Source organism: Mesorhizobium sp. B2-5-4, from assembly GCF_006441095.1.
Taxonomy (GTDB): domain Bacteria; phylum Pseudomonadota; class Alphaproteobacteria; order Rhizobiales; family Rhizobiaceae; genus Mesorhizobium; species Mesorhizobium salmacidum.
This window is the reverse complement of sequence record NZ_VFUR01000006.1, coordinates 1-15,579: the sequence shown is the minus strand read 5'-3', so window position 1 is coordinate 15,579 and position 15,579 is coordinate 1. Positions and strand designations below refer to the sequence as shown.

At 63.5% G+C, this 15,579-nt stretch carries 10 protein-coding genes; 8 read left to right on the top strand and 2 right to left on the bottom strand.

From position 1 onward, the window contains the following. Positions 1 to 62 precede the first annotated feature (62 nt). From ptsP to FJ492_RS08980, 7 genes are all read left to right on the top strand, one after another. The gene (gene ptsP / locus FJ492_RS09010) at positions 63 to 2,333 is read left to right on the top strand and encodes a phosphoenolpyruvate--protein phosphotransferase (RefSeq protein WP_140769591.1); all 2,271 of its coding nucleotides are present in this window, start codon (positions 63 to 65) and stop codon (positions 2,331 to 2,333) included. 10 nt (positions 2,334 to 2,343) lie between these two features. After that, on the top strand, positions 2,344 to 3,423 hold the full coding sequence (prfA, locus tag FJ492_RS09005; RefSeq protein ID WP_140747793.1) for a peptide chain release factor 1: 1,080 nt from the start codon (positions 2,344 to 2,346) through the stop codon (positions 3,421 to 3,423). Beyond that, a complete protein-coding gene (gene prmC / locus FJ492_RS09000) occupies positions 3,416 to 4,294 on the top strand; it encodes a peptide chain release factor N(5)-glutamine methyltransferase (RefSeq protein ID WP_140769589.1) in 879 nt (292 codons plus the stop codon). Before prfA ends, prmC begins: the two co-directional genes overlap by 8 nt. A gap of 302 nt (positions 4,295 to 4,596) precedes the next feature. Next, positions 4,597 to 5,589, top strand: a complete 993-nt coding sequence (locus FJ492_RS08995) for a DUF4167 domain-containing protein (RefSeq protein WP_140747787.1) — start codon at positions 4,597 to 4,599, stop codon at positions 5,587 to 5,589. Positions 5,590 to 5,808: 219 nt separating this feature from the next. Beyond that, a complete protein-coding gene (clpB, locus tag FJ492_RS08990; RefSeq protein ID WP_140712194.1) occupies positions 5,809 to 8,415 on the top strand; it encodes an ATP-dependent chaperone ClpB in 2,607 nt (868 codons plus the stop codon). A 140-nt stretch (positions 8,416 to 8,555) separates the two neighbouring features. Next, on the top strand, positions 8,556 to 8,921 hold the full coding sequence (locus tag FJ492_RS08985; RefSeq protein WP_027143419.1) for an MmcQ/YjbR family DNA-binding protein: 366 nt from the start codon (positions 8,556 to 8,558) through the stop codon (positions 8,919 to 8,921). Between the two features lie 150 nt (positions 8,922 to 9,071). Next, positions 9,072 to 10,562: a L,D-transpeptidase family protein gene (locus FJ492_RS08980; protein WP_140769587.1), complete on the top strand. Its 1,491-nt coding sequence runs from the start codon at positions 9,072 to 9,074 to the stop codon at positions 10,560 to 10,562. Between the two features lie 144 nt (positions 10,563 to 10,706). On the opposite strand, the gene FJ492_RS08975 is transcribed toward FJ492_RS08980, so the two are convergent. After that, positions 10,707 to 11,339 (bottom strand): TMEM175 family protein, encoded by a 633-nt coding sequence (locus FJ492_RS08975; protein WP_140769585.1) that lies wholly within the window; start codon positions 11,337 to 11,339, stop codon positions 10,707 to 10,709. Positions 11,340 to 11,490: 151 nt separating this feature from the next. Here FJ492_RS08975 and FJ492_RS08970 point away from each other — a divergent pair, with 151 nt between their 5' ends. Further along, positions 11,491 to 13,044 carry an MFS transporter gene (locus FJ492_RS08970; RefSeq protein ID WP_140769583.1) on the top strand — a complete coding sequence of 518 codons (1,554 nt, stop codon included), beginning with the start codon at positions 11,491 to 11,493 and terminating at the stop codon, positions 13,042 to 13,044. Between the two features lies 1 nt (position 13,045). On the opposite strand, the gene FJ492_RS08965 is transcribed toward FJ492_RS08970, so the two are convergent. After that, positions 13,046 to 15,016 carry a M23 family metallopeptidase gene (locus tag FJ492_RS08965; protein ID WP_181166616.1) on the bottom strand — a complete coding sequence of 657 codons (1,971 nt, stop codon included), beginning with the start codon at positions 15,014 to 15,016 and terminating at the stop codon, positions 13,046 to 13,048. Positions 15,017 to 15,579: the final 563 nt, after the last annotated feature.

The following is a 15,579-nucleotide window of genomic DNA, read 5'->3' as shown; positions in this document are numbered from 1 at the left end:
GCGTGCATGCCGGCCGCGGCGGAAACTGCGCCGGCAAGTGTTTCATTGGAGAAGAAGCCGCGATGCGTGACCAGGCCAGCGGCCCGCGCGTTTTGCTGAAACGGCTCCGCGAGCTCATGCAGGAGCCGCTGGAGCCGCAGGAGCGGCTTGACCGGATCGTGCGCGACATCGCCTCCAACATGGTCGCCGAAGTCTGCTCGCTCTATGTGCTGCGCGCCGATTCGGTGCTCGAACTCTACGCCACCGAAGGTCTGAACCCGAACGCCGTCCACCTGGCGCAGTTGCGGCTGGGGCAAGGCCTGGTCGGCACGATCGCGGCGAGTGCCAGGCCGCTCAACCTGTCCAACGCACAGGAACACCCGGCCTTCGCCTACCTGCCGGAGACCGGGGAGGAGATCTACAATTCCTTCCTCGGCGTGCCGGTGCTCAGGGCAGGGCGCACGCTGGGCGTCCTGGTTGTGCAGAACAAGACCATGCGCCACTACCGCGACGACGAGGTCGAGGCGCTGGAAACCACGGCCATGGTCATCGCCGAGATGATCGCCACCGGCGATCTGGCGCGGCTGACCCGGCCTGGTCTCGAACTCGACCTGCGCCGGCCTGTCAGCTTCACCGGCCTGTCGTTCAACGACGGCGTCGGGCTTGGCCATGTCGTGCTGCACGAGCCGCGCATCGTCGTCACCAATTTGTTCAACGAGGACAGCGAGGAAGAGGTGCGGCGGCTCGAAGCCTCGCTTGGTTCGCTCAGGCTCTCGATCGACGACATGCTGGAGCGCCGCGATGTCGCCTTCGAGGGCGAGCATCGCCAGGTGCTGGAAGCCTACCGCATGTTCGCCAACGACCGCGGCTGGGTCCGGCGGCTGGAAGAGGCGGTCCGCAACGGCCTGACAGCGGAAGCGGCGGTGGAAAAGGTGCAGAGCGACATGCGCGCCCGCATGCTGCACATGACCGATCCCTACCTGCGTGAGCGGATGAGCGATTTCGACGATCTCGCCAACCGGCTGTTGCGCCAGCTGATGGGACGCGGACCCGAGGATGTCGCGGCCTCGCTGCCGAAGGACGCCATCATCGTCGCCCGCTCGATGGGCGCCGCTGAACTGCTGGACTATCCCCGCGACAAGCTGCGTGGCCTGGTGCTCGAGGATGGCGCGGCGACCAGTCACGTCGTCATCGTCGCGCGCGCCATGGGCATTCCCGTCGCCGGCCAGATGAAGGGCGCCGTTTCCATGGCGGAAAACGGCGATGCCATCATCGTCGACGGCGAGGAAGGCGCGATCCATCTGCGGCCGCAATCCGATCTCGAAGCCGCCTATGCCGAAAAAGTGCGGTTCCGGGCGCGCCGGCAGGAGGTCTACCGCGAGCTGCGCAAGAAGCCATCGACGACCAGGGACGGTGTCCAGGTCGACCTGCTGATGAATGCCGGGCTAGCCGTCGACCTGCCGCAGTTGCTGGAGGCGGGCGCTGCCGGCATTGGCCTGTTTCGCACGGAACTGCAGTTCATGGTCGCCTCGACCTTTCCACGCGCCGAAGCCCAGGAAAAGCTCTATCGCGACGTGCTCGAGGCCGCACGCGGCAAGCCGGTCACCTTCCGCACCATCGACATTGGTGGCGACAAGGTGCTGCCCTACTTCAAGGGCGCGATCCAGGAAGAGAATCCGGCGCTCGGCTGGCGGGCGATCCGCCTGACGCTCGACCGGCCGGGCTTGCTGCGCACCCAGATCCGCGCCTTGCTCAAGGCCAGCGGCGGGCGCGAGCTCAAGCTGATGCTGCCGATGGTGACCGAGCTTGGCGAAATCGCCCAGGCGCGCGAAATCATCGACCGCGAGGTGCGGCACCTCTCACGCTTCGCCCATCATCTGCCGACCAGTCTCAAACTGGGCGCCATGCTGGAAGTGCCGTCGCTTCTGTTCCAGCTCGACGAATTGATGAAGGCGGTCGACTTCGTCTCGGTCGGGTCGAACGATCTGTTCCAGTTCGTCATGGCGGTCGACCGCGGCAACACGCAACTGGCCAACCGCTTCGATACGTTGTCGGCGCCGTTCCTGCGCGTGCTCAAGCAGATCGCCGACGCCGGCGTTCGCAATCATACGCCCGTCACCCTTTGCGGTGAACTCGCCGGCAAGCCGATTTCGGCGATGGCGCTGATCGGGCTTGGTTTCCGCTCGATCTCGATGTCGCCAGCCTCGATCGGTCCGGTCAAGGCGATGCTGACGGAGCTGCCGCTGGAGGAGTTGGAGGCTTTCTTCGACGACAATCTGATGGCGCCGGCGCAAGGGCTGCCGATGCGGGCGCTGCTGCAGGCCTTCGCCGACGACCGCTCGATCCCGTTGTAGCACCCTCATCATGGTCAATTTGCCCCGCGATCGCATGGATCAAGTCGTCAAGCGTTTCGAGATGCTCGAAGCGCAGATGTCGGCCGGACCGGCGCCGGATGCCTATGTGAAGATGGCATCCGAATATGCCGAGTTGCAGGAGATGGTGGCCAAGGTCAGGGAATTGCGCTCGGCCGAGCATGAGCAGGCCGATCTCGAAGCGATGCTCGCCGACAAGGGCACCGACGTCGAGATGCGGGCGCTCGCCGAAGCCGATCTGCCCGGCGTCGAGGAGCGCATCGAGGCGCTGCAGAAGGACATCCAGATTCTGCTCCTGCCCAGGGATGCCGCCGACGACAAGAACGCCATCCTCGAAATTCGCGCCGGCACCGGTGGCGATGAGGCAGCACTCTTCGCCGGCGACCTGTTTCGCATGTATGAGCGCTACGCCGCCGAACGCGGCTGGCGGTTCGAAACGGTATCGGCGAGCGACGGCGATGCAGGCGGCTTCAAGGAAATCATCGCCACGATTTCAGGCAAGGGTGTATTCGCCCATCTGAAATTCGAGTCCGGGGTGCATCGCGTCCAGCGTGTGCCGGCAACCGAGGCCAGCGGGCGCATCCACACGTCCGCCGCCACCGTCGCCGTGCTGCCGGAAGCGGAAGAGGTCGACATCGACATCAGGGCCGAGGACATCCGCATCGACACCATGCGCGCCTCCGGCTCCGGCGGCCAGCACGTCAACACCACCGATTCCGCGGTCCGCATCACACATTTGCCGACCGGCATCATGGTGGTTCAGGCGGAGAAGTCGCAGCACCAGAACCGGGCCAAGGCCATGCAGATCCTGCGTGCCCGGCTCTACGACATGGAGCGCAGCAAGGCGGACGAGGAGCGTTCCGAATCGCGCAAGTCGCAGGTCGGTTCGGGCGACCGCTCGGAGCGCATCCGCACCTACAATTTTCCGCAAGGCCGCGTCACCGACCATCGCATCAACCTGACGCTCTACAAGCTCGACCGGGTGATGATGGGTGAACTCGACGAAATCGTCGACGCGCTGATCGCCGATCACCAGTCGAAGCTGATGGCCGATATCGGCCTCGATGGCTGACCATCTGCCCGAGGCGCTGGGGCCACTGCTGCGGGAAGCGCGGACCCGGCTTGCCGCAGCCGGTATCGATGATCCCGCGCTCGATGCGCGGCTGATCGTCGAGCACTATTCCGGCACGACGCGCACCCAGGCCATTGCCGACCCCGGGCGCAAGATCGACGGCGACGCCATCGCCGCGATCGACGGCGCCCTGAGACGGCGAGCCGGTGGCGAACCGGTGCATCGCATCCTCGGCTATCGCGAATTCTACGGTTTGCGCCTGTCGCTGTCGCCGGAGACGCTGGAGCCGCGGCCGGACACCGAAACGCTGGTCGGGGCGGTGCTGCCTTTCGTCAAGGCAATGGTCGCGCGGAAGGGGGCATGCCGCATCCTCGATCTCGGCACCGGGACCGGCGCGATCGCCCTGGCGCTGCTGAGCGTCGTGCCGGCCGCGACCGCCACCGGTGTCGACATTTCCGCCGGCGCGCTGGCAATGGCAGCCCGCAATGCCGGGCAATTCGGGCTCGGCGGCCGGTTCACGACGGTTCAATCGGACTGGTTCGAAAAAGTTTCCGGCCGGTACCATGTAATTGCCGCAAACCCTCCCTATATACCAACTCAAGAGATTGGAAATCTGCAGGACGAAGTCCGCGATTTCGACCCGCGTATTGCCTTGGATGGCGGCGTGGATGGGCTGAACTCCTACAGGATCATCGCCGCCGAGGCGGCAAGGTTTCTGGAAGCCGAAGGCAGGATTGCGGTCGAGATCGGCCACACACAAAGCAACGACGTCAACGATATATTTCGCGCGGCCGGTTACACGGGTGGCGAGGTGTTTGGCGATCTCGGCGGAAACGACAGGGTTCTTGTTTTTCAACGGGCAACGTCTTGACGCAGTGCAAAAAAAGCGCTTGGCAATACCGGGGAATGCAGCTAGGGTCGCCTTACCGGATGGGACGAAGCAGGCAGTGCTCTTAGCGATTCGGTTTCCTTGGAAATAGCTGCCTTCTTGCGCAAACGACGCCCAAGCTTCGTGCGGGAATCGTCCGGCAAGTGATGTAACCGGAACAGGATGACACGTGGCGCCAACGCAATCGATGCGGGCGAACGCCGGTGAAGAGACGAAACGGTCGGCTGCATGAGCGCCTCCGTTCGTGAAGAGTTTTTCGAAAATTTCAAGATGAAGAGAGTCGAATGAGGCCACAACAGCAGAACAGGCGCATGCGCGGTCGCAACAACAATGGCGGCGGCGGTGGGAACAACAATAACAATAGCAATAACAACAACCGCAAGGGCCCGAATCCGCTAACGCGCAATTACGAGAGCAACGGCCCGGACGTGAAAATCCGTGGATCGGCTCAGCAGATCGCCGAAAAATACGCCACCCTTGCCCGTGACGCGCACAGCTCCGGCGACCGGGTGATGGCGGAGAACTATCTCCAGCACGCCGAACACTACAACCGCATCATCGCCGCCGCGCAGGCGCAGATGCCGATCCAGAACGTCCAGCAGTCGCGCGACGAGTTCGACGAGGACGGCGATGAGGATCGCGACGAGTTTGACAATGCCGTCAACAGCGGGGCCGTCAACAGCGGGGCCGGCAACAGCGGGGCAGGCAATAGCAGCGGCAATGCCGGTTCCGATGCGCAAATTCCGGTGGTCAACCATGGCGCCGGCCCTCAGCCAGTGATCGAGGGCATGCCAGCGGAAGTTACGCTGAACCGGGAAAGCGGTCGTGACAACCGCGACAGTGGCGGGCGCAACAATAGCGGCCGCGACAACAATGGCGGGCGTCATCGCGATCGCCGCCCTAACGGCGGCTACGGCCAGAGCGGCCAGCGCGATCATGCTTCTTCAGCCGAACAAGGCGGCCAGCAGCAGCGCAACGAGGCCTCGGGGCAGACAGAAGTTCAGGCAGAGCCCGCTTCGCCGTCCGAGACTGTCGCGGCAGCCGAGCCGGCTTCACGGTTCGAGAATTTTTCACCGGCAGGTCTGGCCGCCCAGGCCGAACTCAATGAGGCGGCCGCCGAGAGCGGTGCTGCCCGCCGCCCACGGCGTCCGCGCCGTCCGCGCACCAATGCCGATCAGGTCGAGAGCGGCAGCGAAAATGGGGCTGCGGGCGAAACAGCGGCGGCTCCGGTCGACAGCGGCAGTGCCGAACCCGTGGTTTCCGACATCGACAATTGAGCGAACGGCATTTCAATACATTGGACGGCGGAGAGAAATCTCCGCCGTTTTCGTTTGGGCTGACGTGGAATATTATGTGCCTGCCATGTCGCGACGTCTTGAGGGGCCAGGGTCCGTGCACCATATCTGGCCTGAACAGGATCCGGCTCGAATGGGCGGGTCCGTCACCGCAATCTGATCCGGTGCCGCAAAGCGGGCCGGTGATGGAAGGAGACAAATATGAACCTCGAGAAATACTCCGAGCGCGTGCGCGGCTTTATCCAGTCCGCGCAGACGATGGCGCTCTCCCGGAACCACCAGCAATTCACTCCCGAACACATTCTGAAAGTCCTCGTCGACGATGACGAGGGCCTGGCCGCGTCGCTGATCGAGCGTGCCGGCGGCAATGTCCGCGACGTCAAGCTTGGCGTCGAGACGGCGCTCGAGGCGATGCCCAAGGTGGAGGGAGGCAATGGCCAGCTCTATCTGGCGCAGCCGCTGGCCAAGGTGTTCTCGACCGCCGAGGACCTGGCCAAGAAGGCCGGCGACAGCTTTGTCACCGTCGAGCGGCTGCTGCAGGCGCTTGCCATGGAGAAATCGGCAAAGACGGCCGAAATCCTGGCCAAGGCCGGTGTCACCGCACAGGCGCTGAACCAGGTCATCAACGACGTCCGCAAGGGCCGCACCGCCGATTCGGCGAGTGCCGAACAAGGCTATGACGCGCTGAAGAAATATGCACGCGACCTCACTGCTGACGCACGCGCGGGCAAGCTCGATCCGGTCATCGGCCGCGACGACGAGATCCGCCGCACCATCCAGGTGCTGTCGCGCCGCACCAAGAACAACCCGGTGCTGATCGGCGAGCCGGGCGTCGGCAAGACGGCGATCGCCGAAGGCCTGGCGCTGCGCATCGTCAATGGCGACGTGCCGGAATCGCTGAAGGACAAGCAGCTGATGGCGCTTGACATGGGCGCATTGATCGCTGGCGCCAAATATCGCGGCGAGTTCGAGGAGCGGCTGAAGGCCGTGCTCTCCGAAGTCACCTCGGCAAGTGGCAACATCATCCTGTTCATCGACGAGATGCACACGCTGGTCGGTGCCGGCAAGGCGGACGGCGCCATGGATGCGTCGAACCTTCTGAAACCGGCCCTGGCGCGCGGCGAACTGCACTGCGTCGGCGCCACCACGCTCGATGAATACAGGAAGCATGTCGAGAAGGATGCCGCACTCGCCCGCCGCTTCCAGCCGGTCTTCGTCGACGAGCCGACGGTGGAGGACACGGTCTCGATCCTGCGCGGCCTGAAGGAGAAATATGAGCAGCACCACAAGGTGCGTATCTCCGATTCGGCGCTGGTGGCGGCGGCGACGCTGTCCAACCGCTACATTGCCGACCGCTTTCTGCCTGACAAGGCGATCGACCTCGTCGACGAAGCCGCCTCGCGGCTCAGGATGCAGGTCGATTCCAAGCCTGAGGCGCTGGACGAGATCGACCGCCGCATCATGCAGCTCAAGATCGAGCGGGAAGCGCTGAAGGTCGAGACTGACGAAGCCTCGAAGGACCGGCTCGCCCGGCTGGAAAAGGAACTTGTCGGCCTGGAGGAGGAATCGACCGAGATTACTTCGAAGTGGCAGGCCGAGAAGCAGAAGCTTGGGCTTGCCGCCGACTTGAAGAAGCAGCTCGACGAGGCGCGCAACGACCTTGCCATTGCCCAGCGCAAGGGTGAGTTCCAGCGCGCCGGGGAGCTTGCCTACGGCAAGATCCCGGAACTGGAAAAGAAGCTGAAGGAGGCCGAGGCCCAGGACGGCAAGGCCGGCATGGTCGAGGAAGTGGTCACGCCCGACCACGTCGCCCATATCGTGTCGCGCTGGACCGGCATTCCGGTCGACAAGATGCTGCAGGGCGAGCGCGACAAGCTGTTGCGCATGGAAGACGAGATCGGCAAGCGTGTCGTCGGCCAGGGCGAGGCGGTGCAGGCGGTTTCCAAGGCGGTGCGGCGCGCGCGTGCGGGCCTGCAGGATCCGAACCGGCCGATCGGCTCGTTCATGTTCCTTGGCCCGACCGGCGTCGGCAAAACGGAGCTCACCAAGGCTTTGGCCAACTTCCTGTTCGACGATGAGACGGCGCTGGCGCGCCTCGACATGTCCGAGTATATGGAGAAGCACTCCGTCGCCCGGCTGATCGGCGCGCCTCCCGGCTATGTCGGCTATGAGGAAGGCGGCGCGCTGACCGAAGCGGTGCGGCGCCGGCCCTATCAGGTCGTGCTGTTCGACGAGATCGAAAAGGCACATCCCGATGTGTTCAACGTTCTGTTGCAGGTGCTCGATGACGGCCGGCTCACCGACGGGCAGGGCCGCACCGTCGATTTCCGCAACACGCTGATCATCATGACGTCCAATCTCGGCGCCGAATATCTGGTCAATCTCGGCGAGGACCAGGATGTCGATGCCGTGCGAGACGAAGTGATGGGCGTGGTCAGGGCATCGTTCCGGCCGGAGTTCCTCAATCGCGTCGACGAGGTGATCCTGTTCCACCGGCTGCGCCGCAAAGACATGGACCGTATCGTCGAGATCCAGCTCAAGCGGCTGGAGAGCCTGCTGACCGATCGCAAGATCACGCTGTCGCTGGATCCCGAGGCGATCGAGTGGCTGGCCGCCAAGGGTTACGACCCCGCTTATGGTGCGAGGCCACTGAAGCGGGTGATGCAGAAGGAACTGCAGGATCCGTTGGCGGAAAAGATCCTGCTCGGCGAGATCCTGGACGGCTCGACGGTCAAGGTCACGGCCGGTTCCGACCGGCTGAATTTCCGCTCCAAGCCGACGATCGTGGCGGCCGAGGTGGCGGCCTGATCGATGCATGTCGCCCAAAAGTGACCACGGTTTTGGGACAACGACATGCACAAGACAAAGATCTGAAGCGCGCCGCGCTTTGGAGTGCCGCGCGTCCGTTCCGGATGCGCGGCGTTTTCTATGAGAAGTGGGGGGCAGGATTGACGCTGGACGATTACAACGGCTTCTGCGCCTCGCTGCCTGCAACCAACCACGTGGTGCAATGGGGCGGCGCCCATGTCTGGAAGGTCGGGACCAAGGTGTTTGCGATCGGTGGCTGGGATCAGGGCCAGCAGCTCTTCGTCACCTTCAAATGTTCCGACATCGCCTATGACGTGCTCAAGGAGCAGCCGGGCCTGCGGCCCGCACCCTATCTTGCCTCGCGCGGCATGAAGTGGATCCAGCGTCAGACAAGCCAGAGCATGGATGATGGTGCGCTGAAGGATTATCTGCGCGAGAGCCACCGCCTGGTTGCCCTGAAGCTGACGAAGCAGGCGCGCAAGGAATTGGGGCTTGGCGCAGGCTAGCCAATATTCCTCGAGGCGCCGGAAAACCGCCATCTTCATGCCCGGTTCATATCGGAACCATATGGTGGGTAACTGGTTTGCTGGCGAAGGGGTTCGCCGAACTGGACAATGCCGGGCGGCGGCACATACGGACCGGAGAGTTTCGCCACTATGCTGCGCACTATCTTCACCCTTTCGGCGCTTGTTGCGGGACTGGTGTTTTCCAACGCGTTCGCGGCGCCGACGCGTGACGGCACAGCCCAGCCTGTCCGCGCGGCCGGGAGCGGCGGCATTCTGCTCGCCCAGGACGGCAATCTCGATATTTATTACGATGCCAGGGGCAATCGCGTCATCGTCGATGCGGATACCGGCAAGGTGATCGCCATCCAGCCGCCGCAGACACGGCTTGACCGACGCGCGCTACGCCGCGAGACAAGACTGCGTCAACTAGGCCGTGTCCCCGCCGACGACGACCGCTACTATCTCGACGATCCCCAGGACATGGCCCGCTTCCGCCGCAAGCAGCTGGAAGAGGAAGGACGGGTCATTCCGCCGCCAGCCGATGAATATGATCCCGACAATAACAATTCCGTCGATGCCTATCCGCCGGCGCCGCAGGACGATGGCAGTTACGACAATTATCCCGACGCGCCGCCGCCGGCAGAGCCGCGTACGATTCAGCGCCAGCCGCTGAACGAGGCGTCGATAGACCCCGTCCAGCCGACAATCCCGACGGAAGAGGGGGCGCCCTCCGGCCAGGCGGCACTGCCGCCAAATGCTGGCGGCAAGACGTCGTTCGATCCGTCGCTTTCGCTGGGCGCACGCCAGGATGTGGCAGCACTGCAGGTGCTCCTCGATCGGGGCGGGGCTTCGCCGGGCGTCATCGACGGGCGCTTTGGTTCGAATGTCGACAAGGCGCTGGCGGCCTACAACCAGATCAACGACAGCAGCCTCAAATCGACCGATGCGGTCGGCATCCAGTCAGCACTCTCGCAATCCGGCGGCGACGCGTTCGCCAACTACACCATCACGGCGGAGGACGCAGCCGGTCCCTATGTCGCCTCCATCCCGGAAGACTACAGCCAGAAGGCGCAGCTCGACCGCATGGGCTATACGTCAGTGACCGAGGCGCTGGCCGAGCGCTTCCACATGGACGAGAACTATCTCAAGGCGCTCAATCCGGACGCCAACTTCAATCGTCCCGGGACGATCGTCAAGGTCGCGAATTTCGGCAGACTGGTCTCGACGCCGGTTGCCCGCATCGTTGCCGACAAGGGCAAGAAGGAAGTCTTCGCCTATGACGCGTCGGGCAAGCTGGTCGCGGCCTATCCCGCTACCATCGGCTCATCGGACACGCCGTCCCCGACCGGCATCCATGCCGTGTCGCGTGTCGCGCTCGATCCGAACTACACTTACAATCCCAACATCAACTTCAAGCAAGGCGAGAACAACAAGATCCTGACCATTCCGCCTGGGCCCAATGGTCCGGTCGGATCGGTGTGGATCGCCCTGGACAAGCCGACCTACGGTATCCACGGCACGCCGGAGCCGTCGAAGATCGGCAAGACCGAAAGCCATGGCTGCGTGCGGTTGACCAATTGGGATGCACGGGAGCTCGCCAAACTGGTCGCGCCGGGCGTGCCGGTGGAGTTCGTCGAATAGGCTATGTCGATAGTCAGGTGATGCCGGCCGCACTTCCGGTGTCCACGTACCCGAAAATACGCTCCGCTCCGGTTCTCGGTATCAACCATCTTCGACTCGGCCTGACCTGAATCTCAACGCATCCCAAGTCAGCTTCGCCAAATTTCAACCAATGATCCTGCGCACCCACTTCACATTCGGCGTTGCCGCATAGATCAACTGCATCACCAGAATGAAGCCGACGCTCAGCAGCGGGGTGATCAGGCAAAGTGCGGCACCGACAGCCCACAGGATCTGCGCCTTGACGATGCGCAGGTAGACGGTGCGCTTCGTTTGCGCGTCGACGTCCTCCGCGACAAAGCCGCTCTTCTCCGCATAACGCCAGCTGGCGAACAGCGCGATGCCGAGCATCAACAGGTTGAGCCAGTAAACCAGCACCGCGGTCCTGAACTCGAGGAAGTCGGCCAGAAGGTCGGTTGAGAACGGCAAGAGCGCGATGAAGGCGAGAAAGCAGAGGTTCAGCGTAGCCAGCCGTCTGTCGGATTTGGCGATCAAACCATGCTGCGGCTGCTGGCCGAACCAGAAGATGGTCAGGGTCAGGAAACTCAAGGCATAGGTAAGAAAGCGGGGCGCCAGTGCCGCGACCGCGACGAGAAGATCGTGTTCGGAATGGATGGCCTCATGTACCGGCACCCTGATCTCGAGCACGATCAGGGTGAGTGCGATGGCGAACACGCCATCGGTGATACCGACGATACGGCCGCGCCCCTCAACCGATGCTTCGAGTGGACGCTTCATCGATTTCTCCCGCCTGCGGCTCTTGGGAAATCTAGCATGACTGCGGCGGCTTGCATCGGGGCAGATGCGATCCCTAGCAATATGGCTGGTTTCAAGGACAACAGCTTCTGGCTGGTTGTTGCCGGCGCGTCGGCGGTCTAACTAAGGTGGCATGCATTCGCCCAATGAAGCCGCCGCCGTTCCGCTGACCGCTCCGGCCGCGAACGGTACGTTCTGTCCGCAGTCGCAGCGCAGGTACGTGCTGATCGCGGCGATACTGGCTTCGGCGCTCGGCTTCATCGACGGTTCCGTCCTGGCGATCGCCATGCCGGCGTTGCGCGCCGATCTTGGCGCCAGCCTGGCGGAAGCGCAGTGGATTTCCAATGCCTACGCGCTGACGCTCTCGGCGCTGATCCTCGCCGGCGGTGCCGCGGGCGACCGGTTCGGGCTGCGCCGTGCGTTCGTGGCCGGCATTGGCCTGTTCGTCGCCACCTCGCTTGCCTGTGCGCTGGCGCCGAACGCTGTCGTGCTGATCGCGTTTCGCGCTCTCCAGGGCATCGGTGCCGCGATCATGGTGCCAGGCAGTCTCGCCATCATCGCCAAGGCCTATCCGAAGAAGGAACGCGGCCGCGCGATCGGCATCTGGGCGGCGGCCTCGGCGCTGACGACGGCGCTTGGCCCGGTGCTGGGCGGTTTCGTGCTTTCGACCTTCGGCAACGGCGTCTGGCGCGCCATCTTCGCCATCAATCTGCCGCTCGGGCTGGTTTCGATCTATCTGCTGTTGGCCAAGATCCCGGCGGACCAACCAGCCGAAAAGCGCAGCCTGGATCTCGGCGGCGCTGGGCTCGCGACACTGGCCTTCGGATCGCTGGCCTACGGGCTGACGGCGATGAGCGCCGAGGGGGGCGGCCTGATGTCGGGCCCGGCGATCGTTGCCGGCGTGATGCTGCTTGTCGTCTTCATCCTCTACGAGCGCTGGCAGCGCGAGCCGATGATCGATCTCAGCCTGTTTCGCGTCAAGGCTTTCGCCGGCGCCAACCTGGCGACCTTCTTCCTCTATTTCGCGCTGTCTGCCAATTTGTTCTACCTGCCGATGCTCTTGATCGCCGGCTGGGGGCTGAGTTCGGCCGAGGTCGGTTTCATCTTCCTGCCGCTGTCGGCTTTGATCGCGCTGCTGTCAGGGCCGGTCGGGCAGTGGTCGGACCGGATCGGCCCCCGCTTTCCGATCGCCGCCGGCAGTCTCGTCGTCGCCATCGCTTTTGCCGGCCTTGCGCTGTTTACCTATGCCGGCTTCCACAATTTCTGGACCGGCACCTTTCCGCTTATGACGGTGATGGGGCTTGGCATGGCGCTGGTCGTGTCGCCGCTGTCGACAGCGATCATGACTTCGGTCGAGGATAAGGATACGGGTGCCGCGTCCGGCATCAACAACGCCGTCTCGCGCGTCGGCGGCCTGATCGCGGTGGCGGCGATGGGCTCGCTCGCCGCTTGGGTTCATGCGCTGGGCGTGGGCCACGCGTCCGGAATCCCCGGTTTCGGCGAGCCGCCGCCGGCCGGGCTTGCAGCGGATATCAATGCAATAAGGGTTGCCGCCGGCGATTCGGCTTTTGCGGCGGTTGCCGTGGTCACGGCGCTCCTTTGCCTGCTGTCGGCGATCGTCGCCTGGATTACGGTGCCTGGGCAAGCGTCGCCCTGGCCGGCGCAAACGGAGAATTCGCGCGACTGACTCAGCCTTCGATCTTGGCGCTGGCGACCTTCAGCGAATTGCCGTCTTCCTGTTTCAGCAGATCGTCGATGCGCTCGCGCTCGCGCTTGAAGGCGACGAGATCGTCGCCCTTCAGCACCTTGCCGACCGGCAGACGCACGCGCATCGAATCGACCTTGGTGCCGTTGACGATCAACTCGTAGTGCAGATGCGGACCGGTGGAGAGACCGGTCTGGCCGAGATAACCAATGACCTGGCCCTGGCGAACCCGAACGCCCGGCGCAATACCTTTGGCAAAGGCGCTCTGGTGATTGTAGGAGGTCTCGTAGCCGTTGGCATGGCGCAGGATGATCTGCTTGCCATAGCCGCCGGCCCAGCCCGCCTTCTCGACGACGCCATTGCCGGCGGCGATGATCGGCGATCCGATCGGGGCAGCCCAATCGGTGCCTGTGTGCATGCGGACATAGCCTAGGATAGGATGCTTGCGCGCACCAAAGCCAGAGGTGAATCTCCCGTTGGGCAGTGGGTTGCGCAGTAGAAACTGCTGGGCGCTCAATCCATCCTGGTCGAAATAGTCGGTGCTGCCGTCCTGCATCTGGAAGCGGTAGAAATTGCGCGTCGTGCCGCCAAAGGTTGCCGAGACATAGAGAAGTTCGGAATTGTCGGACGTCTGGTCGTCGCCATCAGGCTGCGAGAACAACACTTCGAGGCGATCCGACGGATTGAGTCGCGACTGGAAGTCGACGCCAGACGCCAGCAGCTTGATCAGCCGCTGGGTCATCGCCTTGGACATGCCATAGGAATAGGCGGTGCGGTAGATGCCGTCATAGACGTTGGGCAGATTGCCGCGCACCACCACCGGCGCCGATGAATCGTCGAATGCCGTCAACAATTCGGGATTGGGCTCCGGCTCCTGCGCCGGCACGTACTGACCGCGATCGTCGAGCGCGATGGTGACGATATGCGTGGTCTTGTCGTAGACACTGGTGCGCACGACCTTGGCGGCATCGCCGTGAACCTCGAGACCGACGCGCAGCACGGTTCCTGCCTTGAGCGCCGGGGCGTTGAGCAGCTTGGCGATCGCTTCGGCCATTCCGGTGGCATCGTCGCCCGTATAGCCCGAATCGGCAAAGGCCTCGGTGAGGTCGGTGTCCTTGGTGAAGGGGATGATTTCCTCGGCGAAAGCCGGCGCCTGGTCGTCAGCGTTCGCACGCGGCGACACCGAAACGTTTTCCGGCACGATCTTCACGTCATAGGAGCCGGCCATGCTCTCGGCAAAGGCTTCGCCGAATCGCTGCGGATCGACATAATGGAGTGAGGCCACCTGCACGGCGCCGTCGCTGAGGTCGGTGCCGGCTTCGCGTACCACCTTTTCAACTTCGTCGGCTGACAGGTCGCTCTTTTCGTCGAAGGTAGCCGTCTCGATCGGGAAATCGACCGTCTTCAGGCTCATTTCGCTTTCGACCTTGGCGCCGTAGATCTGGCCGGAAGCGGCGGAGGCCGTCGCCGGCTGCGCCGATGCATCGTCGCCGTCGTCGCCGAACACTTGCATCGGGTCGAAAGGCGGGTAGGCCCGGCTGGTCGTGTGGCCGGCGGCGAGTGCCATCTTGATCTGTACGAAAGGCATGGTGTGGATGACGTCGCGGTCGCCCACCTTGGTGACCATCGACACTTCCATGCGACGACGGTCCTTGGCCTTGGCAATCTGGCGCGGCGCCACCAGCCTGGTGGTCTTGGCCACTTCGCCGGAATCGCCATTGCTGGCAAGTCCGATTAGTTCCGCGATTTCGGGTGGTGTCGCCAGTTGCTGGCGCCCGTCGAGGGCGGCAAACAGCGCGACGCCCATCAGCACGCTCGAGGTCACGCCAGTGAGAAATGTTCCCGACAGCCAGCGCGCAGAAACCTCGCGCCGATCGGGCGGGCCGCTGCGGCCGTCCGCGATAAGCGGCGGCTCATTGCCGAGTTCGGCTATGACATCTTCCGTATCTGGCATCCAGAAAGGCTGCTTCTTCCCCGGGCGGAACGGCTTGTCGCTTTTGTTGTGGCCATGACATTTGCCTGTCACGGCAGGTTAAGTCAACGAAGCCTCAGGCCCCGGTCGAATTCCCCTCGTGCACTTCTCTTATAGAGCACTGTGAAAAGCGGGCGGCGTGCCTTCATCTATAGGGCTTGCCGCGCGCTTCCTTACGAGGCTCGTAAAGAGGCCATTGCACGGCTGTGCTCGCGCCTCTTTATTGGCCTTGGTGTCGAACGGCAATGCGGCGGCAATAGGGCTCCTTCGTGGCCTCCTCCTCCTGTTATCCCCTGTTCCCCTGCGGCAGTCGGCTATCGACAAGGCCCGCCCGAAACTTCTGTCGTAAAAAGTTCAAAAACATCTGAGATCGGTGTTGACAGTTTTGGTTGGTGGCGACTATATACGCCTCACGAACGAGGGCGGTGCGCCGCTGGCGACGAAGAAGTTTGCTTCTAAGACTGCCCTGACGAAATTCAAGAGAGCCGCGTAAGCGACACTCGGACGGCCCCGGAGCCAAGAGCGAAACGGGCCACGACACTGCG